The following is a 17,866-nucleotide window of genomic DNA, read 5'->3' as shown; positions in this document are numbered from 1 at the left end:
GTCGTGCAGCGCCGCGACGGTGGATTCCGCTCAACCTGGGCCCGGGTGGGGGCACCGCCACCGGCCGTGCCTCAGTTCGCTGTGGTCCCCCGGCGTTGGGTGGTAGAGCGGACGTTTGCCTGGCTGGGGCGATGCCGTCGCCTGTCGAAGGACTACGAGTACTTGCGCGTCTGCTCGGAGAACGCCATGTACCTCTCCATGGCCATGCTCCTCGTGCGCCGCCTCGCAAGACCAGCCCGCTGACAGGCTTTTCAGACGCCCTCTAGGCACGCTGAGTTACATATCGCGTGCGTGTCGTACAGGTGCGGACCCAGGACCGTGGCGGCCCCGGAGGCGCGTGCTGTTCACGGCGACTGACCGGAGCTGTCTGAAACGCACTTCTTCCAGACCCGCTACTGCACTCGCAGGCGTTCGATCACCGCCTCACCGATGGCAAGCAGAGCGCGTTCGGACGGGTGTGCGATGAGCCGCTCGCGCGTGCGAATACGGGGCGGATGGTGTCAGACCCTGGTGTCACCATCCACCCATGGCCCAGATCAGCCCCAAACTCGCCCACGCCTACTTCACGGATCTCTCTGCCGGTTCCGCCGTCCCGCTGGACTTGGATGACCTCCTGAACATGGTGGACGTGCGCCGTCACAGCCATGTCGTGATCGGCGACATTGCGCTGCGCTGCTACAAGAACAAGTCGAAGTGGACGTACGACGAACGCGATGTCCGCCGCGCAGCCCGGTCGCTCGCGGACTTCCGCCTGGACGCTGACGATGTCCTGGAGGTGCCGCTGCCCGCCCACCGCAACCTCGACGAACAGGACGCGGAGAACCGGGGCCGGGCCAGCTGGCGGCGGAAGATCGCATCCTGGCTGTTCTGGCAGGCCCGCCACAAGCACACGGAGGGTCGCCCCTATGAGGAGTGGAATGACAGCTGGATGCGCATCGGCACCAGCGGGCTGCCCGGCGAGCTGACGTGGGACGAGTTCGTCGCGGCGTACACCCGGTTCGGGGGGAACATCGCCAACACCCGGCCACTGGAGCTGATGACCTTCACGGGCGGCAGCCTGTTCCTGCCGAGGGCCTACGTCGAACTTCTGGACCGCTGGGAGCAGGTGGAGGAGGACTTGGTCACCGGGGCCCGGACCTGTAGGGACTGTGCCGCCCAAGGCCCGCGCTGGGGTGGCTGGCGTACGCAGAGCCCGCTCGGCTACATCACCCTGTGCCCGCCTTGCTCGGGAGCCGCCTTCCAGCGGTACACCGGTCACCTGCGCGGCGTGGTGTACGACTCACCCCGCGTGCGAGGCATCCGCGCCGACGACTACCTGTGCCAACTGTGCGCCGGGACCCGGGCGGCAGCCTGGGATCACTGCCACGACCACGGCTATCTACGCGGGCCTCTCTGCGTCAGCTGCAACACCTTCGAAGGCAAGACCTCCCCGCGCAACTTCCTGGAGGACAAGGAGGGAGCAGTCCCGCACCTACTGGAGTGCCGGAGCTGCCTGGACCGGCGGACCCTGCCCGGCCGGTACCACGTCGCCATCATTGAGAAGCATCTGGAGGCGACCGAGCACCACCGCATCCGCAGCCGCCGATGCAAGCGCCGACCATCGGCCCAACACAGGGAACTCGCCCACGGCGCGCACCGCTTTGACCTGGAGTGCTGGCGTCACAGCGAGACGTGGACGAAGAACGTCACAGTGCCCGAGACCGCAGCGCTCGTCCGGGACTTCGTCGACCAGGCACTCACCGCCGCACAGCCGGACAGCGCGGCGCCAGCCGCGCGTACCGCCTCGGAGACGACGACGCCGGCGCAATCCCCCGGCCTTCCGCGGACACGCGAGTGAGCACGGACCAACAGTTGCGACTGAGCGCTTCAGTTGGCAGCTTAAGCCGGGCACCCAACTGTAGTGTCCGGGAGTCCCGGAGCCGGGAATTCCGGGACCTCAACCTCAACATGGTATGCCCCTTGGGGACTTCGTATCCGGTTAGTAGTCTTTGGCTTGCTCTCGACTGCGATCTTGTGCTCTGATCCTCGCCATGCCAAACCTGTGCACCTCTGGCGACGGAAAGCCCGCAACGCGGATGAGCGGTACCAGGTGCCAAGCCTGCTACCGCTACTACCGGAAGCACGGAACCTTTGAGAGGACCGGTTCTCGGCCCCCGATCAGCATCGAGGTAGTGCTTCAGAACGTAGATCGCACAGAGTCGGGATGCCTGGTTTGGACAGGGATAACGGATAAAGACGGCCGCCCGCTGTACTACGACGGTGACCGCTACGCGGCAGGCGATAATCCGCTCGTCTACGTTCAGCGCTGGGTGTTCGAGCACTACTCCGACACGCCGCTCGCATCGGGACAGACAGTCACACGCAACTGCGAGAACGCGTTGCTGTGCATCCACCACGAGCACGCAACCTTGTGGCGGAACCTGGGTAGCGGAGCCTTTGTGAGCGGTAGACGTGATCGGGTCGCCGACAATGCCACTCAGGCCGAAAGGTGCACAAACGGGCATGAGTTCGACAACGACAACATCCCGTACGTTCACCCGAAGACAGGAGCCCGGAGCTGTCGACGCTGTACGCGCGACTCGAAACTGCGTTCACGCGGGATCGACCCGGAGACGGTGCCGTACAAGCCCTATCGCAGAGGCGATACCCAGTGCCGATCAGGCCACGAGTACGCCGTATTCGGCTTCAAAAACCGTGGCGAGGGCCGCCTATGCAACGAATGTGTCCGGATCAAAAGCGCGAAGGGCAATCTGAAGAAGGGGTACGGCCTGACGTTCGAGGACATTGCCCAGATGCTCACGGACCAAGACCACGCCTGCGCCACGTGCCTGACCCCCTTTAGCAAGGTCGATCCCGACAACTTCCGGATGGGCGACGCCAACGTCGATCACTGCCATGCCCGCGGGCACAACCGTGGGCTGCTCTGCATGGACTGCAACATCGCGCTTGGCAAGGTCAAGGACAACACAGACACGCTCAGCAGGATGATCGACTATCTGAAGGCGTAAAGAGGCCTGATCAACGTCCGTATCTACGCGGAGCGCGGCTGAGCGCGAAGCTCGCCAGGTCGGCCACTCACTCGCCAGCTGAAGCGTTCAGTAGACCCGTCTCAACGAGGCTGTCATCGACGGCATCGGCATCGCCGCCGTCAGCGGCGGCGGCGGCGGGAAAGCTGGCACGGTATCGTGGACGCCGAGCGTCCGAAGCCAGAGGGCGTCCGGCACGTCGGCGGGGCCGTCTCCGGTCCGGGCGAAGCCTGCGTCCAGGCCGGTCACGGCGGCCGCCACCAGCCGTCCGGTGATCTCCGGCCACGCCCCGGGGAGACCACCGGCACGTCAGGGGAAGCCCTCGGGGAGCGCATCGTGAACAGACAGGATTGCGCTGACGCGGTGGACCGCGAGATGGCCGCACGCCTGCTGCCCGGTCCCGTTGTACGGGCGCTGGGCCGGTGGTGGGAGGCGAATGCCGCTGCTTACGCGGACGGGACACCCGGCGCGCACACCGTCCGCTACACGCCCAGCCGGTGGGCGCAGATCACTCCGTGGCCGAAGGTACTGGCGCCCACCTCCGCAGGCAGTGATGCGGCGGTCAGCCGGACGGAGATGGCCTCGGCCGTCGCCGACGCACTGCAGCGGGACGCATTCAGGGAAGCGCTGGTCGCGACGTACGTGTGGGGCAAGGGAAAGCGCGGCACTCGCGGCGGCAGCGGACCATCAACCCTGCACAAGATCCTGGCCTTCGACGGCCTCGACACGGCGCTGGCCGCCGCGGTCACCGCACTGCGCGAACACGGTGCACCCCAGGCGTACGCCGCGCTCCAGGGTCAGGTTCCCGGGCTCGGGCCAGCCTTCTTCACCAAGTTCATGTACTTCACCGGCATCGCCGTGCCGTCCGCCTGCGGACCGCGGCCGCTCATCCTCGACCGCGTGTTGGCCAGACGCCTGCGGCAGATGGCGGCTGCGGTCGGCCGCAAGAGCGGCCACGATGCGGACGGCTCGGTCGCCGCCTGGGTCTGGTCGGACAACAACTGGACGGCCCACCGCTACCAGGTCTACATCTCCTTCATGCACGCCGCCGCCGAACAGATGGCCGCAGGCGGCAACTGGCCCTCCGGTGCAGCCCCCGACCTGCTCGAATGCGCGCTGTTCAGCACCAGCTGGGAGGCATCCGGCTGACGGCACGCCGTGCCGTGTGCCGGTATGGGGCACGGGAGAACAGCCAGGGGCGCTGCTGTCTGCCCTGTCAGCGGGTCTGGGCGCGCGCGGTGTAGTGCTCCTGCAGTCGGCGCAGCATGCTGTGGCAGTAGTGGGGCAGACGGCACTGGCCAGGGCTATCCTCTTGCGGCAACGCGGATGCTGCTGTACGGGTCCTTGCTCAGCCGTTCTAGGAGTTCTGCAGCTTCTGGAGAGTCGGGGTCTGCGAGGGTTGCTGCTGCTTCAGCTAGGGTGCGGCGCACTCGAACACTCGGGTCTGAAGCAAGACGTTTTGCCGCGTTGGCGTATCGACCCAGATCCTGGATGCAGAGCACAGCGCTGAGTTGCCTTGCGGCGACGTGCCCGTGGTCCGCCAAGGTGTAAGCATCGATGTCTGCGGTTACATCGCGTGGTAGCTGGTTGAGCGCCAAAGCCGCATCCAAGACGTCGGACTCGCTTGCGCTGCGCAGGAGTTCGATCCCTTGGTCCCGAACCCAGTTTTGTTCGTCGGGTGTTGTCGCTGAAGCGGCGGCCAAGCGAAGTCCGTGGCCGCGGAGCGAGGCGGATCCCAAGTTGATTTTGAACGAACTGAGCGGATGGGCGGGGCCTGTGAACTCGTCGAGCCGACTTCCGTCGAACTCGCCGAGCGCGAAGGGCTGGCTCGCGTGGAACGTGGTTTTCTTCAGTGCGGGCGGCTGGTCGATGACCAGGTTGTAGGCACCAATCAGTGCGTCCTGGCGGTTGGACGCTGATTCTCGTTGATCACTCGCTACTGCGACGAGCTTCTCCAGGCAGGCTTGCTGATCTTCGGGCGCGAGGTGCACTACCATGGCCGAGTCGGGAACCATGGCACTGCCGATGGAGATGCTGTTGGACTCCGGTTCGGGCCGGTTCAGGATCCGGTCGCGTGCCGCCCTCGCAAGGTTTTGCATGTCGGGATGGTTGGGATTGAGTGCTGCCTGGATCACGTCGGCCAGGTAGTGGCCATGCTGTGCCAGTCGATCCGCCCGCGCGCGCAGGGTGTTCTGCTCGTCGCCGCTCAGCGGGCTCTGGAGCGTGGTCGCGGATAGCGGACTGCTGCCGGAGGGGTCTGCGGCCATCAAGCGCAGCGCTTGCCCACTCACGAGAAGTCTCAGCGCCTTGTCGGTATTGACGTCTGCGAGGTCGAACAGTCTCGTGAGCGCTGGCATTGCAAGCTCGGGGTGTGCTGCAGCGATCGCAAGACACGCGGTCGCGTGCTCGTCATCTGTACGGCTGTAGTGATGAGGCTCGCGAGGAACATCGGGGCCGAGCAAATCCAGCAGGGCTGCAGCTTGAGCGGGTGTGCTGCGCGGAGCAAGGGCGCAGACGGTCTTCGCGGCCTGAAGTGTCAGAGACCCGGTCCTCGAATCCACGAGTTCCCCTGCTCTGCCACGTACCGCAAGGTCCAGCATTTCATCGAACAGTTCCTGCGCTGCCGAGTCCTCGCCAAGATCGGCCTGGGCCGCGATGAGAGCCGCACGTGCCCGCAAAACCCACCAGGGTTGACTCGTTCCGGAAGCCAGGGGAAGCAGCGTGTCGCCCACGCTCTTGGCGAGCTGCAACAGCTTTTCGGGGTTTCCGGCGCGCTGGTAGTAGGCCGCTGCCAGGGTGGGTTCGGCGTGATCACGGTATAGGTCACCGAGGAAGACAAGGGCGTCGCTCTCGTCGGCCCAGCTTCCTGTCACTACGCTGTCCGTCAGCCAGCGGCGTGCCGCAAGGACCGCCTCAGTGGGCTTGCTGCGCACCATGGCTGACATGGCGTGCTCCCTGGGATCTCGCATGCGGTCCAGCAGGCGGTCGGAGCCTGTCGTGCGCAGGGCCTGAGCAAGATGGTGCTCGTCGTCAATCGAGATTGTCCACGGCCCGTATCGCACGTTAGCCGCGCGAATGGCGTAGAGCCAGTCCGCGGCTTCCTCTGCGAGTCCTGCGTGGATGGCGTCTTGGACGGCATCACGCCAGTACTCCACAGCTTCTTCTGCTCGGCCCTCGAGGGCGCATCGCCGTGCTTCACGCGCGCTGATCAGAGCGGCGCGTCGGCCCTTGATTCGATGCTGCCTAGCCTCGCGGATCAAGCCTTGCCGCTCTGAATGGTCGTACTCTGCCCGCAGCAGCCGCAAGCGGATGACTGTATCCCGCGCCTGTTCCGTAGCTGGCTGCTTGTGAACCTGCGTGAGGGCTGCACTGATGACGGGGTCGAGTTCCTCGAGCGTGTCCGGCTCTGTCGCCAGCCTGCACTCGGTGAGCATGAGGACTAGCAGTGGCCAGTAGCCCGGCTCGGCTTCTGTGCCGGCCTCCAGGACCGTCGGCAAGCTGCTCATCGACAGCGGGTGGGAGATGTCCTGCGCTGCTGCGGCAATGAGGGCAGCATGCCGTGTCGATGCTGAGGTCAGTTGCGTGCCAGAGTTTGCGGCCTCGCGGGCACACTCGCTGAGACGGTGGGACAGGATCTTTGCCTGGTCGCCGTCTCCGTGGTGAAGTGCTACCGCGGCGAGCTCGGCTGCCAGTGCGATGGCCTCGTTGAGAAGGCCGGCCTTCTGCAAGGCCTCGAACTGCTTTCTCCGCAGCACGCTGGCGTGTCCCCGGTATCCGGCGTCGTCCAAACGCTGGGCCAAGCCGCCGTAGAGGCGGGCCGACTCCCGGGGCGCGTCGGCACTCTTGCTGTCTGCAGTACGCAGGATGGGTGCCACGTCGTCAGTGTTGAGGGGTCCGACGAGGATCCGCTCAGCTTGTTCCTGCCGATCGGGCGGCGGTGCCGGCACGCCCGGCAACGGGGCAGCGGTGCAGAAGTCGGCCGCCGTTTCACGGGTCCAGAACTGAGCGACGATATCGCCCCTGAGACGCAGATGTTCGTTGATCTGCTCAGACCCCCACAGGTCCAGCTCAAGATCAGGATGTTCGAGCTGGAGCGCGGCGAGTTCCTCATTCAACTGCGTAGGGTCCGTGGAGGCAGAGGTCGCCACGATAAAACGGGCAGCATTGAAGGGACGTCGCCCAGTGCCGAATTTCTCAACAGCTCTGCGCAAGGTGCTGACCGTGAAGACCGCGTAGTCCTTGCACTGGACGACCGTGTAGCCACCGTCTGACTCTCGTCCGGCCAGGTCGATGCCGTGCTGCTCCTGGCCTTGGACCCCGTAACGCCGGAACCTGATGTCGCGCAGGCCAAGGATGTTGCGCGAGAGCGCAAGCAGCAGCTTCTCGAAACGGTCCCACCCGATGTGCAGGTCCAGGTCGTCACCGTGCGGTGCCCGCGCTGGAGAACCTGACAAGGGTGGGGTGCGCAGGTTCACGTCCCCCACGCACGGCGTCCAAGCGTCCGCAGCTGGCCCGCTCTTTTCGGGAAGGGGCCCTGACTGGAGCGGCGTATCGGGCTCCGATGGGTTCGGTCGCGTCACGGTTGCATCATCACACTCGGCACTGACAACACAGGTTCTCCGGGCGCTGTGCGGCATCGCTGCAGCCCAATGGGACGAACTCAGAACCTCATAGGCCTTTGACTGCGGCAAAGCCCCCTCGGTGAACACCGTCTGGGCACGGCATCGACTCATTTGCGTTTGGGCTCGTATGGGCTCCAGCCGCGCAGGTAGGGGCGTAGGTCTCTCCAGGGGTTGGCACGGGAGTTGAGCTGGCTGGTTGCCAGGGTGGTGGCGTGTTCGATGTCGTCGCGGTTGGCGAATGAGCGGCCGGCGAGGGCGGCTTTGCGGAAGATGCGCCACCAGCCTTCCTGCAGGTTGAGCCAGCACGCGCCGACGGGGATGAAGGCGTGGTGGATGCGGGGATGGTCCTCGAGCCAGGTCCGGGTGGACAGGCTGTTGTGACTGGACAAGTTGTCGGTGACGATCCAGATTTCGCCGGTCGGGTTGGCGTCTTCGATCTGTTGCAGGAACTGCTGGTAGAAGACGCTGTTGCGGGAGGAAGCGGCCATGGTGATCTGCTGGCCGTCCCGGACCCGTAAGGCCCCGTAGATCCAGGTTTTCTCCGGTCCGCGGCTGTAGTCGAGTTCTGCTTTGATCCGGTGGCCGTCGGGTGACCAGGCGGGTGCGGGCGGGAAGGTCCGCGGGATCACTGGCCCCAGCTCGTCGGCGCAGATCACCGTCGCGTCGTCGGGCGGGTGGGTGTAGAGGCCGATGATCCTTGTCCTTTTGGGACGAAGTCCGGGTCCTTCGATCGCGTCCAGGACCGGGTGCGGCGCCAGCGCACGCCCTCGGCGAGCAGGATGCGGCGGACCTGCGAGCGACCCACCTCGATCCCCTCGGCCCGCGCTGCCGCGGCCAGGGCATCCAGGGTCCACTCGGGTGGCCCGGACTCGTCGAAGGCCCATAGCTCCCCGACGGGCTCCCACCTCAGCCGCCCCGGCGGCACGCTCTTGACCAGGGCGATGATCCGAGATCGTTCCTCCTCGGTGATCCGCCGCTTGCGGCCCTGCCCACCCAGATCATCCAGTCCTTGCAGGCCGGAGCGGTTGAAGCGGTGCAGCCAGCACCGGACAGTTTTCTGGCTGCAGCCCAACTCCACGGCGATCGCCGGCACCCGCAGCCCCGACCAGCTCAGCTCGATCATCCGGGCTCGCATCACTGCATCGCGCGGAGCCTTCCGTGCCCGCGACAACCGGCGAACAACTGCCCGTTCGTCCTCGTCACGTCCCGGTCGTGCCCGTAAAACCATCGTCCAGCACCCGCCCCGAGCACCGTCAACTACCCCGCCACCAGGACATATACCCAACGAAAGAGGAACCCAGCACTAGGCGCTCGCTCTGTTCTTCCACGGCGACTGACGAGGACGGCCTCGTCGTCAGCTCTCAGTGCGGTAGTGGGCGGCGGTCCCTGTGGCGTGCGGGTTGAGTTCGGGGCGCAGGACCAGGTCCTCGTCGTAGTCGCCGCCGTTCTGGTGGCGGAACGGCAGCGGTCCGGTGTACGGAAGGTCCTCGAGACGCTGGCGCAGGACGTTCGCGTGGAAGGCGTACGCGGCCTCGTCCACACGGTCGGCTCCGTGGACGAGCAGCGGGGGCAGGACCTCGATCCCTGCGTACCACAGCGTGCCGTGCTGGAGAGGGAAGAGCAGGTCGTTGAGCTCACCGTTGACGCCGCGAGGGCCGAGGCTCGCCTCCCGAGCACCGGCACTGACGACGACCATCGCGCGCTTACTCGCGAGCGCCCCCTCGCCGTAGCGCACTTGGCGCCCCCGGGCGTCGCGGACGCCGAAGGCGAACCCGCCGACGAAGACGCGGTCGAACCAGCCCTTGAGGATGGCCGGCATTCCGTACCACCACAACGGGAACTGCACGACGAGCGTGTCCGCCCAGGACAACTTGTCGTGTTCGACGGCGATGTCAGGGGACAACGCACCCCGTTCGAAGGCCTGCTGGGCCGCGCTGCCGACGACGAGCCGCTCGCCGTCGGGGTGGGAGAAGTCACTGGGCCCGACGACCGGGTCGAACTTCATCGCGTACAGGTCGCTGGTGCGCACCTCATGCCCCTGGTCCAGGAGGTGTTGGACACCGTCGCGGTACAAGGAGCCGTTCAGGGAACGGGGTTCGGGGTGGGCGGTGAGCCACAGGACTTTCACTGTAGGTTCCCTTCTGGCAGATCCATGATCGTGCGCACCTACCCGGCCCGTCCTGGGGCAACCCGCCGCCGGGGCCGTCCCGGACGCGGTGACGCCGAGTCCCCGCCAGTGGCCTAGCGGGGACTCCAGGGGTGCGCGGGGTCGCGGCGCGGCCTACTTGGCCTCCACCACCTCGTCCGTCAGCAGCGGATAGACCCCGTTCTCGTCGTGGTCCTCACGGCCGGTGAGGGCCGGGGTGAAGATGCACAGGAACGTGCTGTCCTCGATCGGCTTGATCGTGTGGTTGTCGGCGTCGTCCAGGATGTGGAGGGTGCCGGGCGTGATGACGTGTTCCTCGTTCTCGTCGCGGTCGACCAGAATCATCTTCCCGGAGATGCAGAAGACGGCTTCCACGTGGTTCGCGTAGCAGATGTCGGTCTCGGTTCCGGCGTACACGACGGTCTCGGAAACCGAGTACCCGAATCCATCCGAAGCTAGCAGGATGCGCTTGCTGCGCCACGCGCCGCTCGCCGCCGTGACATCGCGGTCAGTACCTTCGATCTCCGAAATCCTACGAACCTGCATGATGTTCCTCCTGATCGTTCTCGAATTCTTGGCGCTATGACAAATGAGGTGAGGTCGATAGGGCTAGCGCGTTTTCAGCGACTTCAGGAGCTCGATGTAGAGGCGGTTGAACTGGGCCCCTTTGTCCAGGTAGGCCGCCCCGACGATCGCGCTCTCCTGCAGGTACGTGACGAGGACTCCGTCACCGAGGCGTTCGAGGTCGCCGCGAACGATCTCCATGGAGTCCGCGTTCCTGGGGTTCCCCGCGATCTGGATACGAAGTCCGAATACTTCGGTAGCCATGCTGGGGAAGTACGCGATCCGGGTCATCTTCGATCCGTATCCCAGAGACGACGCTAGCGCCTTCCCGGCGATATTGCCGGTGTCAATCGCATTTTTCCAGAATTCCATGCGGGTTAGTCTTTCTGTGCCCCACGGGTCGGGATAGCGGGCGATGTCGCCGGCTGCGAAAACGCCCTCGCACCCCAGTACGCGCATATACTCGTCGACCCGTACCCCGTCAGACAGGTCCAGGCCGTTCCCGTCCAGCCATTCCACGTTGGGAACGCTGCCGATGGCCTCGATGAAGAGCGGTCGTTCGGACGCCGCCCCGGGAGGCGACGCCGAGTGTCCGCCTCCGGAGCGCCTTCCCGAGCGGTCGCAGAGGAGCTCCTTCGCCGCCTCGCCTGTCAGCAGGGTGACGCCGTTCGCGGTGACCCAGCGTCCGAGCGCTCGCGCGACGTCCTCGCCCAGGATGTTCTCGAAGGGCCCGTGCCTCATCGCTTCGAGCATGACCACGTCGCAGCCGTACTCCTTGGCCAACGAGGCCAGTTCGCACGCGACGAACCCGGCGCCCGCGATCGTCACCACCGCTCTCCTGTGGAGCTCCTGGTGGATGGAGTGCGCGTCGTCCAGGCCGCGCAGCGTCCTGTGCGCGTGCGAGGCGCACTCCTCGTCGTCGCGGGCGGCGGTCCGCGGGCGTACTCCCGAGGCGACTACCAGGCCGTCGTAGGCGAACGTTCCGCCGGTGCTCAGGTGCAGGACCCTGCCGCGCAGGTCCGCCGCCTCGACGCGGGTGCCGAGGTGCCAGTCGAGCGCGCTGGTCTCGGCCCCCTTGACCCTCAGGTCCTCGGTGATGGCCGCTCTGAGGTCGGCCGACGGCGGGTAGCGCTTCTTCGTGAGACCCGGCCGGCTGTACGTGCGGTGGGCCTCGTCCCCGAAGACGGTGATCCTGGCACCGGTTTCGCAAGTGAGGACCGATTGGGCCGCCCGCAGGCCGGCTATGCCGGAGCCGACGATGCCGATGCGCGGCGCTGCGCCAGTCATGCGGCGTCACGGTCCATGACGATCGCCTGCAAGGGGCACGAGTCGATGGCGTCCTCGATCGCGTCGAGGCTTTCCTCGTCGAACGTCTCCTGGTACGCCAGCTTCCCGTCGGCGTCGAGCTCGAAGTGATCCGGCGCCGAGATGGCGCACAGGCCGTGGTTCTGGCACTTGACCTCGTCAACAGTGATCTTCATGGTCTCCTCCGATCGGAAGCGCGGTTTAGGAACGCGAGGTGAACGTGATGGGCAGCGCAACCGCCCCCGTGTTGCCGGAGTCGGGCAGCCACTCGGCGTCCTCCCCCACGCGCAGGTCGGTCAGCCGCGTGGCCAGCGTCGAGAGGGCCACGCCGATGTCCGCACGGGCGACGAAGTGCCCAAGGCAGTGGTGCAGTCCGCCGCCGAACGCGAAGTGCGGGGAGCGCTCGGCGTCGAGGTCGATGCGGTCAGGGTCGTCGAACCCGGCCGGGTCGGTGGCCGACGTCATGGTGAAGAGGTGGAGCGTGGTCCCCTTCTCGATCGTGCGCTCCTTGTACTGGAACGTCTCCGCCGCTTCGCGCGAGATCCAGCGGCCGATCGGGTTGACGCGCAGCGCCTCCTCGACCGCCGCGGCGGAGTAGCGCTCGGGGGCCGATGCCAGCTTCTCCCACTGGTCGGGCTGCTTGGAGAACGCCTCGACGCTCAGGGCCAGTTGGTTCCGGGTCGTGTCGATGCCCGCGAAGATCAACAGGATGATGAGGTTGATGAGCTCCTCGTCGGAAAGCTTGCCCGCGTCCTCGTCCCTCGCGTCCACGAGGGTGCTCAGGATGTCGCCCTTGGGGGACTCCCTGCGGCTGCGGACCAGGGACTCGGCGTACTCGGTTAGCTCGACGATGGCCTGGTCGATCCGGGCGATGTTCTCCTGGATGGTGATGCCGAGGCCGAGGCCGATCGTAGAGGCGAGTTCGTGGATCTTCTTCCAGTCGTTCTCGTCGATGCCCAGCATCACGCACAGAATCCTGGTCGCGTACGGTGCGGCGAACCGGCTCGCGAACTCGGTGCGCCCGTCCTCGATCCACTCGTCCACCAGGCCGTCCGCCAGGTCCTGGAACTTCGCGTGCAGGGGCGCTATCCGGCGAGGCGAGAAGGCGGGGTTCACCAGGCGGCGAATCCTGTTGTGCTCGCCGCCCTCCAGCACCAGCAGGGTCTTCTGCCACCACTCGTCGAAGCGTCCTTCGACGACCCCGTGCTGAGCGGGCCACTTGGCCGATCCTTGCGTCAACAGGGGGCTCTTCAGGAGGGCGCTGCTGTCCTCGTAGCGCAGGACGGCGATGCCCCAATCCGTACGTGCGTACCAGTGGGCGTCTCGTGCCTTCCGCACCTCCTCGGAGTCCATGCGGAAGTGGGCGTTGCTGATGTCGAGGTGCAGTGTCGTGGGTTGCGTGGCCATGGCGGTCGGCTCCCAGTCGTCGGATGCGGTGCTGCTCGGACCAGTGACGGGCGGCCCGGTTCAGCCGGCGGTCAGCGGGCCGATGCGGTACAGGACCTCGTCGTGGTGGCCCTCGCTGTCGGCGAAGAGGGAGCTAGGGAAGAGCACGCGGGTCTCGACGGGGGCCAAGTGCTTCTTCGCGTACTGCTTCAGCACCATGATGATCGCCTTGTTCTCGGCGGAGACAGTGGCCTCGACGTACCGGGCGCCGTTGGCAACCTGCTGGTCGGCCGCCTCCTGGAAGAGCTTGACGCCGAGGAACGGGATGCCGTGGCGCGGGTTGACGGCGGTCTGCCACACGAAGTAGGTCTCGGGCTCCTCGGGGCGGCGGTAGCCCGTGAGGAAGCCGACGAGTTCGTCGTCCACCGTCGCGACCAGCGAGCCGTCGGCGAAGTCCCGGAACCACAGCGAGTAGTAGTAGAGGCTGTTGGAGTCCAGGCCGGGAGTGTCCTCGACCATCTTCCACACGGCGGGTCCGTCCTGAGGGACCGGTGCGCGGAAGACGGCCCGCTTCTTCTCGGCAGTGTTCGGCTCCGTGGAGGCTGCAGTGGGCATGGTGATCGTCATGTCGGGTCGGGGCCTTTCTTTCGTGTGTCTCTCATGTCGGTGGCGGGCGCGGTCACGCCGTTTCGTAGACCGCGCGCTGCACGGTGCGCAGTCCCTCGTCGAGGTCGTCGGTGGTGATGGTGAGCGGGGGCAGCAGCTTCAAGACCTCGTCGTGGGCCCCGGAGGTCTCCACGAGGAGCCCGAGTTCGAAGGCGCGGCGTGCGGCGCGCCCCGCGTGCCAAGGGTCGGCGAGCTCCAGGCCCCAGGCCATCCCACGGCCGCGGTAGGCCGATCCGCTGTGGTGTGCGGCGGTGTCGTGGAGCGCGGCCTCGATGGTCTGGGCGTGCGCCAGGGTCTGCCGCTCCAGCGTGTCGTCGCTCCAGTAGGTGTTGAGGGCGGCGGTCGCGGTGACGAAGGCCGGGTTGTTGCCGCGGAAAGTGCCGTTGTGCTCGCCCGGCTCCCACACGTCGAGCTCCGCTCGGAACAGGCAGAGCGACATGGGCAGTCCGTAGCCGCTGATGGACTTGGAGACGGTGACGATGTCCGGCGTGATGCCCGCCTCCTCGAAGGAGAAGAAGGCGCCGGTGCGGCCGCAGCCCATCTGGATGTCGTCGACGATGAGCAGCATGTCGTGCCGGCGGCAGAGCTGGGCGAGGGCGTGCAGCCACTCGGCGCGGGCGACGTTGATGCCGCCCTCGCCCTGGACCGTCTCGACGATGACGGCGGCCGGCTGGTTCAGGCCCGAGCCCTGGTCCTCCAGGAGCCGCTCGAACCAGATGAAGTCCGGGGTCCTGCCGTCGAGGTAGTTGTCGAACGGCATGGGGGTACCGTGTACCAGCGGGATGCCGGCGCCGGCCCGCTTGAAGGCGTTGCCGGTCACGGCGAGCGAGCCGAGCGACATGCCGTGGAAGGCGTTCGTGAACGACACGATCGACTCGCGGCCCTTGACCTTGCGTGCCAGCTTGAGGGCGGCCTCGACGGCGTTGGTGCCGGTCGGGCCCGGGAACATGACCTTGTAGGGCAGGTCCCGCGGGCGCAGCACCGTGTTCTGGAAGTACTCGAGGAACGCGCGCTTGGCCGTGGTGGACATGTCCAGCCCGTGGGTGACGCCGTCGTGCTCCAGGTAGTCGAGCAGAGTGCGCTTGAGCACGGGATTGTTGTGGCCGTAGTTGAGGGAACCGGCCCCGGCGAAGAAGTCGAGGTACTCGTGCCCGTCCTCGTCGTAAATCCGGCTACCTTGCGCGCGGTTGAACACGGTGGGCCAGCTGCGGCAGTAGCTGCGTACCTCGGACTCCAGGGTCGTGAAGACGCTGAGGTCGGGCTGAGTGAGCGTCATGCCGCGACCTGCTCGCCCTGTGTGGCGAGGACGAAGTCGGTGAAGGTGTCCACGGAGACGAAGTCGTCCGCGTCCAGCTCCTCCGGGTCGACGACCAGGCCGATGGAGTCCTCGAGGAACATGAGCATCTCGAGCATGGTGGTGGAGTCCAGGTGCAGGTCGGCGAAGAGCTTCACGTCGCCGGTGAGACCGGTGACGGGGCGCTCCAGGACGTCGGTGAGGGCGTTCTCGAGGGCGGTGACGACGTGCTGGCGGTCCATGGTCAGTTCCTCACGTGTGTCGGGTGGTTGTCGTTCTCGGGCGTTGCTCTGGTGGGGCGTACAGGGGTCAGTGGGCCAGGCGCGCTTGGAGGGCCTCTGTGGTGACCGAGGCGGGCGGGTCCTGTTCGATCAAGGCGGCCAGCTTCTTGCGGTCGACCTTGCCGTTGCCGTTGGTGGGCAGGGCGTCGAGGCGGACGCAGCGGCGCGGGATCTTGAAGGGTTCGATGTGGTCCCGCATGCCCTCGCGCACCTGGCCGGCGGTGAGGTCCGCGACGACGGCGAGGAGCGCGGTCCGCTTGCCCTCGGGAGGCAGTACGGCGGCAGAGGTCACTCCGTCGACCCGGGTCGCGGCGGCCTCGACCTCGGTGGTGCTGAGGCGGAACCCGCGCTCCTTGTAGAGGTCGTCCCTGCGGCCGGAGAAGTAGAGGTAGCCGTCCTTGTCCTGCCAGCCGTAGTCGCCGGTGTGCAGCTCGGGGAACAGCCCCTCCGTGCGCGGGAAGCGCTCGTCGGTCAGCTCGGGGCGACGCCAGTACCCGGCCATGACGTTGGGTCCGCGGACGACGATCTGGCCGATCTCTCCCGCGGGCAGCCGGTCTCCGTCGTCGTCGAGGATGAAGACCTCGGTGCCTGGCAGCGGCAGCCCGCAGGAGCCCGGGTGGTCCAGGTCCCCATCGGGGGGCATGATCGCCGTGCGCTTGCACTCGGTGAGGCCGTACATCACCTGGATTCGCAGGTGGGGCAGGGCGGCGCGCAGCGCGGTCATGGTGGGCTCGGAGAGCGCCGCACCAGTGTTGGTGAGCAGGCGTAGGCGGCTCGGCCCCCCGCTGCTGCGGCTGAGCAGCCAGGCGAGTCGGTCCGAGACGGAAGGCATGGAGGGCAGGACGGTGGCGCCCGCCTCCTCCAGGCTGCGCAGCAGCGGGGGGCCGACCTCGGCGACCGTGGCCAGGTGGAGTCGGGCGCCGCTGAGGGCCGCGAGGTAGACCTGGTAGAGGCCGTAGTCGAAGGAGAGCGGGAGCGGGCAGTAGACGACGTCGTCGCTGCGGTACTCCAGGCACTCCTGGATCGCGGTGGCGGCGAATAGCACCTGCTGGTGGGTGCTGACCACGGCCTTGGGCAGGGAGGTGGTGCCCGAGGTGTAGATCAGGCTGACAGGGTCCACGCCTAGGGCGTTCGGGCCGGCGGGGGGAGCGGCCTCGGCGATGTCCGCGTCGAGTGCCGTGCGCACGAGCTCGTCGAGCACGAGGGAGCGGACGCCGTGCTCGGCGGCGGTCCGTCCGGCGTCGAGGTCGTCGGAGACCAGCAGCGCGGGCTCGCAGTCGCGCAGGACGTGTTCCAGCGGCCCGCCGCGTACTTGCTCGTGGAGCACGCTGAAGACGGCGCCGACGCGCGAGGCGGCGTAGACCAGGATGGCGATGCCGATGCCGTCGGAGGCGGTGACGATGATCCGGTCGCCGCGCCGCAGGCCCTCGCGCCGCAGGCGGGCGGCCATGGCGGTGGTGGCGGTGGCGAATTCCCGGTAGGTGAGGCCGCGATCGCGTGAGCTCAGTGCGGCCGACTCCGGATCGCGGTCGGCGGCTCGGTCCAGTATCTCGTGCAGGAGCTGCGGAGTGCGGGGCATCAGGCCTCCTCGGCCGTGGGGGTGCGGGCGGTCGCCGTGTGTGCCCGGCGGTGGGGTACAACGGTGGTGGCGGTCGCAGCGCACACGAGTTGAGGCTCGTCGAGGACCTCGCCGGCGCTGTCGGCCTCTTCGGGGCTGGCGCGGATGACCTTGTGCGCCTCCAGCTCGACCACGCGGCGCAGTCGAGTCTGGCGCACCAGCCGTGCGCGCGCCTCGATGTAGTCGCCAGGCCTCACGGGTGCGGTGAAGCGGATGTCGCTGTACTGGGCCAGCAGTCCTTCGTCACCGTCCGTGCGGACGGTGATCTCGGTGACGAGGTCGCCGAACAGGCGCAAGATGCGCGCACCGTCGACGAGATTGCCCCCGTAGTGAGCCTCTTCCTGGCCGACGCGTACGCGGAGGAAGGCGGTGGTCTGCGTTTCTCGCTCGTCACGGGTACTGGTCCCGATGGTCGCGGTCACGGGAGTGTTCGGCGGCGGCACGGCGTCAAGCTCCTTCGGTGCAGTGGGTTCGGTTCGTCCGTTTCCGGCTGCTTCGCCGGTGGGGTCGTCGGCGGTCGCACCAAGGGCCTCGGGGAGGCTGATGGCGACGGCGGCCACGACGTTCTGCTTATGAGTGATGGAGACCGAGACGGATGACGGGGTCAGTTGCGCGGCTCGTCCGCGGAGGTGGACGACAGGGGCGCCGTGCGCGGTGTGTTCCACGTAAATCTCCCGTGGCGTCACACCTTGTAGGAAACCGATTCCCAGGACTTTGAGGAGGGCCTCTTTGGCGGCGAACCGACCGGCCAGGAATTCCAGGCGGCGATCTTCGCCGAGGGTCTCGGCGTGGGCTATTTCCTCCGGGGCGAAACTGAAGCGCAAGAACCAGGGTCGTTCGATGAGGCGGCGGAGTTCGGAGCGGTCGAGTACGTCCAGTCCGACTCGCGCAGCTTGCTTCGCTGCGGTTCTCATTCGGATCAGGTTCTCGTTCGGATCAGGTGTCCATACGGATCACG

Annotated in this window: 16 protein-coding genes and 1 pseudogene; 4 read left to right on the top strand and 13 right to left on the bottom strand. The window is 66.9% G+C overall.

Annotated elements, in window-relative coordinates:
* Nucleotides 1-75: 75 nt before the first annotated feature.
* The 4 genes and pseudogenes from AB0D27_RS22785 to AB0D27_RS22770 form a co-directional block, all read left to right on the top strand.
* A pseudogene (locus AB0D27_RS22785) lies at nucleotides 76-243 on the top strand (transposase); the annotation flags it as partial.
* Nucleotides 244-526: 283 nt separating this feature from the next.
* The gene (locus AB0D27_RS22780) at nucleotides 527-1,837 is read left to right on the top strand and encodes an endonuclease domain-containing protein (protein ID WP_362511648.1); all 1,311 of its coding nucleotides are present in this window, start codon (nucleotides 527-529) and stop codon (nucleotides 1,835-1,837) included.
* A gap of 334 nt (nucleotides 1,838-2,171) precedes the next feature.
* On the top strand, nucleotides 2,172-3,008 hold the full coding sequence (locus AB0D27_RS22775; RefSeq protein WP_362511645.1) for an endonuclease domain-containing protein: 837 nt from the start codon (nucleotides 2,172-2,174) through the stop codon (nucleotides 3,006-3,008).
* A gap of 354 nt (nucleotides 3,009-3,362) precedes the next feature.
* A complete protein-coding gene (locus tag AB0D27_RS22770) occupies nucleotides 3,363-4,175 on the top strand; it encodes a hypothetical protein (protein WP_362511642.1) in 813 nt (270 codons plus the stop codon).
* A gap of 155 nt (nucleotides 4,176-4,330) precedes the next feature.
* Here the strand turns inward: AB0D27_RS22770 and AB0D27_RS22765 are convergent, their stop codons facing one another.
* The 13 genes from AB0D27_RS22765 to AB0D27_RS22705 form a co-directional block, all read right to left on the bottom strand.
* Nucleotides 4,331-7,501 carry a hypothetical protein gene (locus AB0D27_RS22765; protein ID WP_362511639.1) on the bottom strand — a complete coding sequence of 1,057 codons (3,171 nt, stop codon included), beginning with the start codon at nucleotides 7,499-7,501 and terminating at the stop codon, nucleotides 4,331-4,333.
* 254 nt (nucleotides 7,502-7,755) lie between these two features.
* Complete coding sequence (locus tag AB0D27_RS22760; RefSeq protein ID WP_362511636.1) at nucleotides 7,756-8,304, bottom strand: transposase; 549 nt, start codon at nucleotides 8,302-8,304, stop codon at nucleotides 7,756-7,758.
* Complete coding sequence (locus AB0D27_RS22755) at nucleotides 8,301-8,783, bottom strand: helix-turn-helix domain-containing protein (protein WP_362511633.1); 483 nt, start codon at nucleotides 8,781-8,783, stop codon at nucleotides 8,301-8,303. Before AB0D27_RS22755 ends, AB0D27_RS22760 begins: the two co-directional genes overlap by 4 nt.
* Nucleotides 8,784-9,002: 219 nt before the next feature.
* Complete coding sequence (locus AB0D27_RS22750) at nucleotides 9,003-9,776, bottom strand: NAD(P)H-dependent oxidoreductase (RefSeq protein ID WP_362511630.1); 774 nt, start codon at nucleotides 9,774-9,776, stop codon at nucleotides 9,003-9,005.
* 153 nt (nucleotides 9,777-9,929) lie between these two features.
* Complete coding sequence (locus AB0D27_RS22745; protein WP_255918540.1) at nucleotides 9,930-10,340, bottom strand: ectoine synthase; 411 nt, start codon at nucleotides 10,338-10,340, stop codon at nucleotides 9,930-9,932.
* A gap of 63 nt (nucleotides 10,341-10,403) precedes the next feature.
* Nucleotides 10,404-11,645: an FAD/NAD(P)-binding oxidoreductase gene (locus AB0D27_RS22740; protein WP_362511627.1), complete on the bottom strand. Its 1,242-nt coding sequence runs from the start codon at nucleotides 11,643-11,645 to the stop codon at nucleotides 10,404-10,406.
* Nucleotides 11,642-11,839 (bottom strand): ferredoxin, encoded by a 198-nt coding sequence (locus tag AB0D27_RS22735; protein WP_040029662.1) that lies wholly within the window; start codon nucleotides 11,837-11,839, stop codon nucleotides 11,642-11,644. Before AB0D27_RS22735 ends, AB0D27_RS22740 begins: the two co-directional genes overlap by 4 nt.
* 25 nt (nucleotides 11,840-11,864) lie before the next feature.
* A complete protein-coding gene (locus AB0D27_RS22730) occupies nucleotides 11,865-13,070 on the bottom strand; it encodes a cytochrome P450 (RefSeq protein WP_362511624.1) in 1,206 nt (401 codons plus the stop codon).
* A 60-nt stretch (nucleotides 13,071-13,130) separates the two neighbouring features.
* Nucleotides 13,131-13,664, bottom strand: coding sequence for a diaminobutyrate acetyltransferase (gene ectA / locus AB0D27_RS22725; protein ID WP_107069182.1), 534 nt, complete (start codon nucleotides 13,662-13,664; stop codon nucleotides 13,131-13,133).
* A gap of 64 nt (nucleotides 13,665-13,728) precedes the next feature.
* Complete coding sequence (gene ectB, locus AB0D27_RS22720) at nucleotides 13,729-14,991, bottom strand: diaminobutyrate--2-oxoglutarate transaminase (protein ID WP_356228688.1); 1,263 nt, start codon at nucleotides 14,989-14,991, stop codon at nucleotides 13,729-13,731.
* Nucleotides 14,988-15,251: an acyl carrier protein gene (locus tag AB0D27_RS22715; RefSeq protein WP_099918042.1), complete on the bottom strand. Its 264-nt coding sequence runs from the start codon at nucleotides 15,249-15,251 to the stop codon at nucleotides 14,988-14,990. The genes ectB and AB0D27_RS22715 overlap by 4 nt, the downstream gene beginning before the upstream one ends.
* A 67-nt stretch (nucleotides 15,252-15,318) precedes the next feature.
* Entirely contained in the window at nucleotides 15,319-16,869 is a 1,551-nt protein-coding gene (locus AB0D27_RS22710; RefSeq protein ID WP_362511619.1) for a class I adenylate-forming enzyme family protein, read from the bottom strand.
* Complete coding sequence (locus tag AB0D27_RS22705; RefSeq protein WP_362511616.1) at nucleotides 16,869-17,822, bottom strand: 4'-phosphopantetheinyl transferase superfamily protein; 954 nt, start codon at nucleotides 17,820-17,822, stop codon at nucleotides 16,869-16,871. The genes AB0D27_RS22710 and AB0D27_RS22705 overlap by 1 nt, the downstream gene beginning before the upstream one ends.
* Nucleotides 17,823-17,866 lie beyond the last annotated feature (44 nt).

Source organism: Streptomyces sp. NPDC048415 (assembly GCF_040651675.1).
GTDB lineage: Bacteria > Actinomycetota > Actinomycetes > Streptomycetales > Streptomycetaceae > Streptomyces.
The sequence above is the reverse complement of the archived record's forward strand: the minus strand, read 5'-3'. Positions and strand labels throughout refer to the sequence as shown.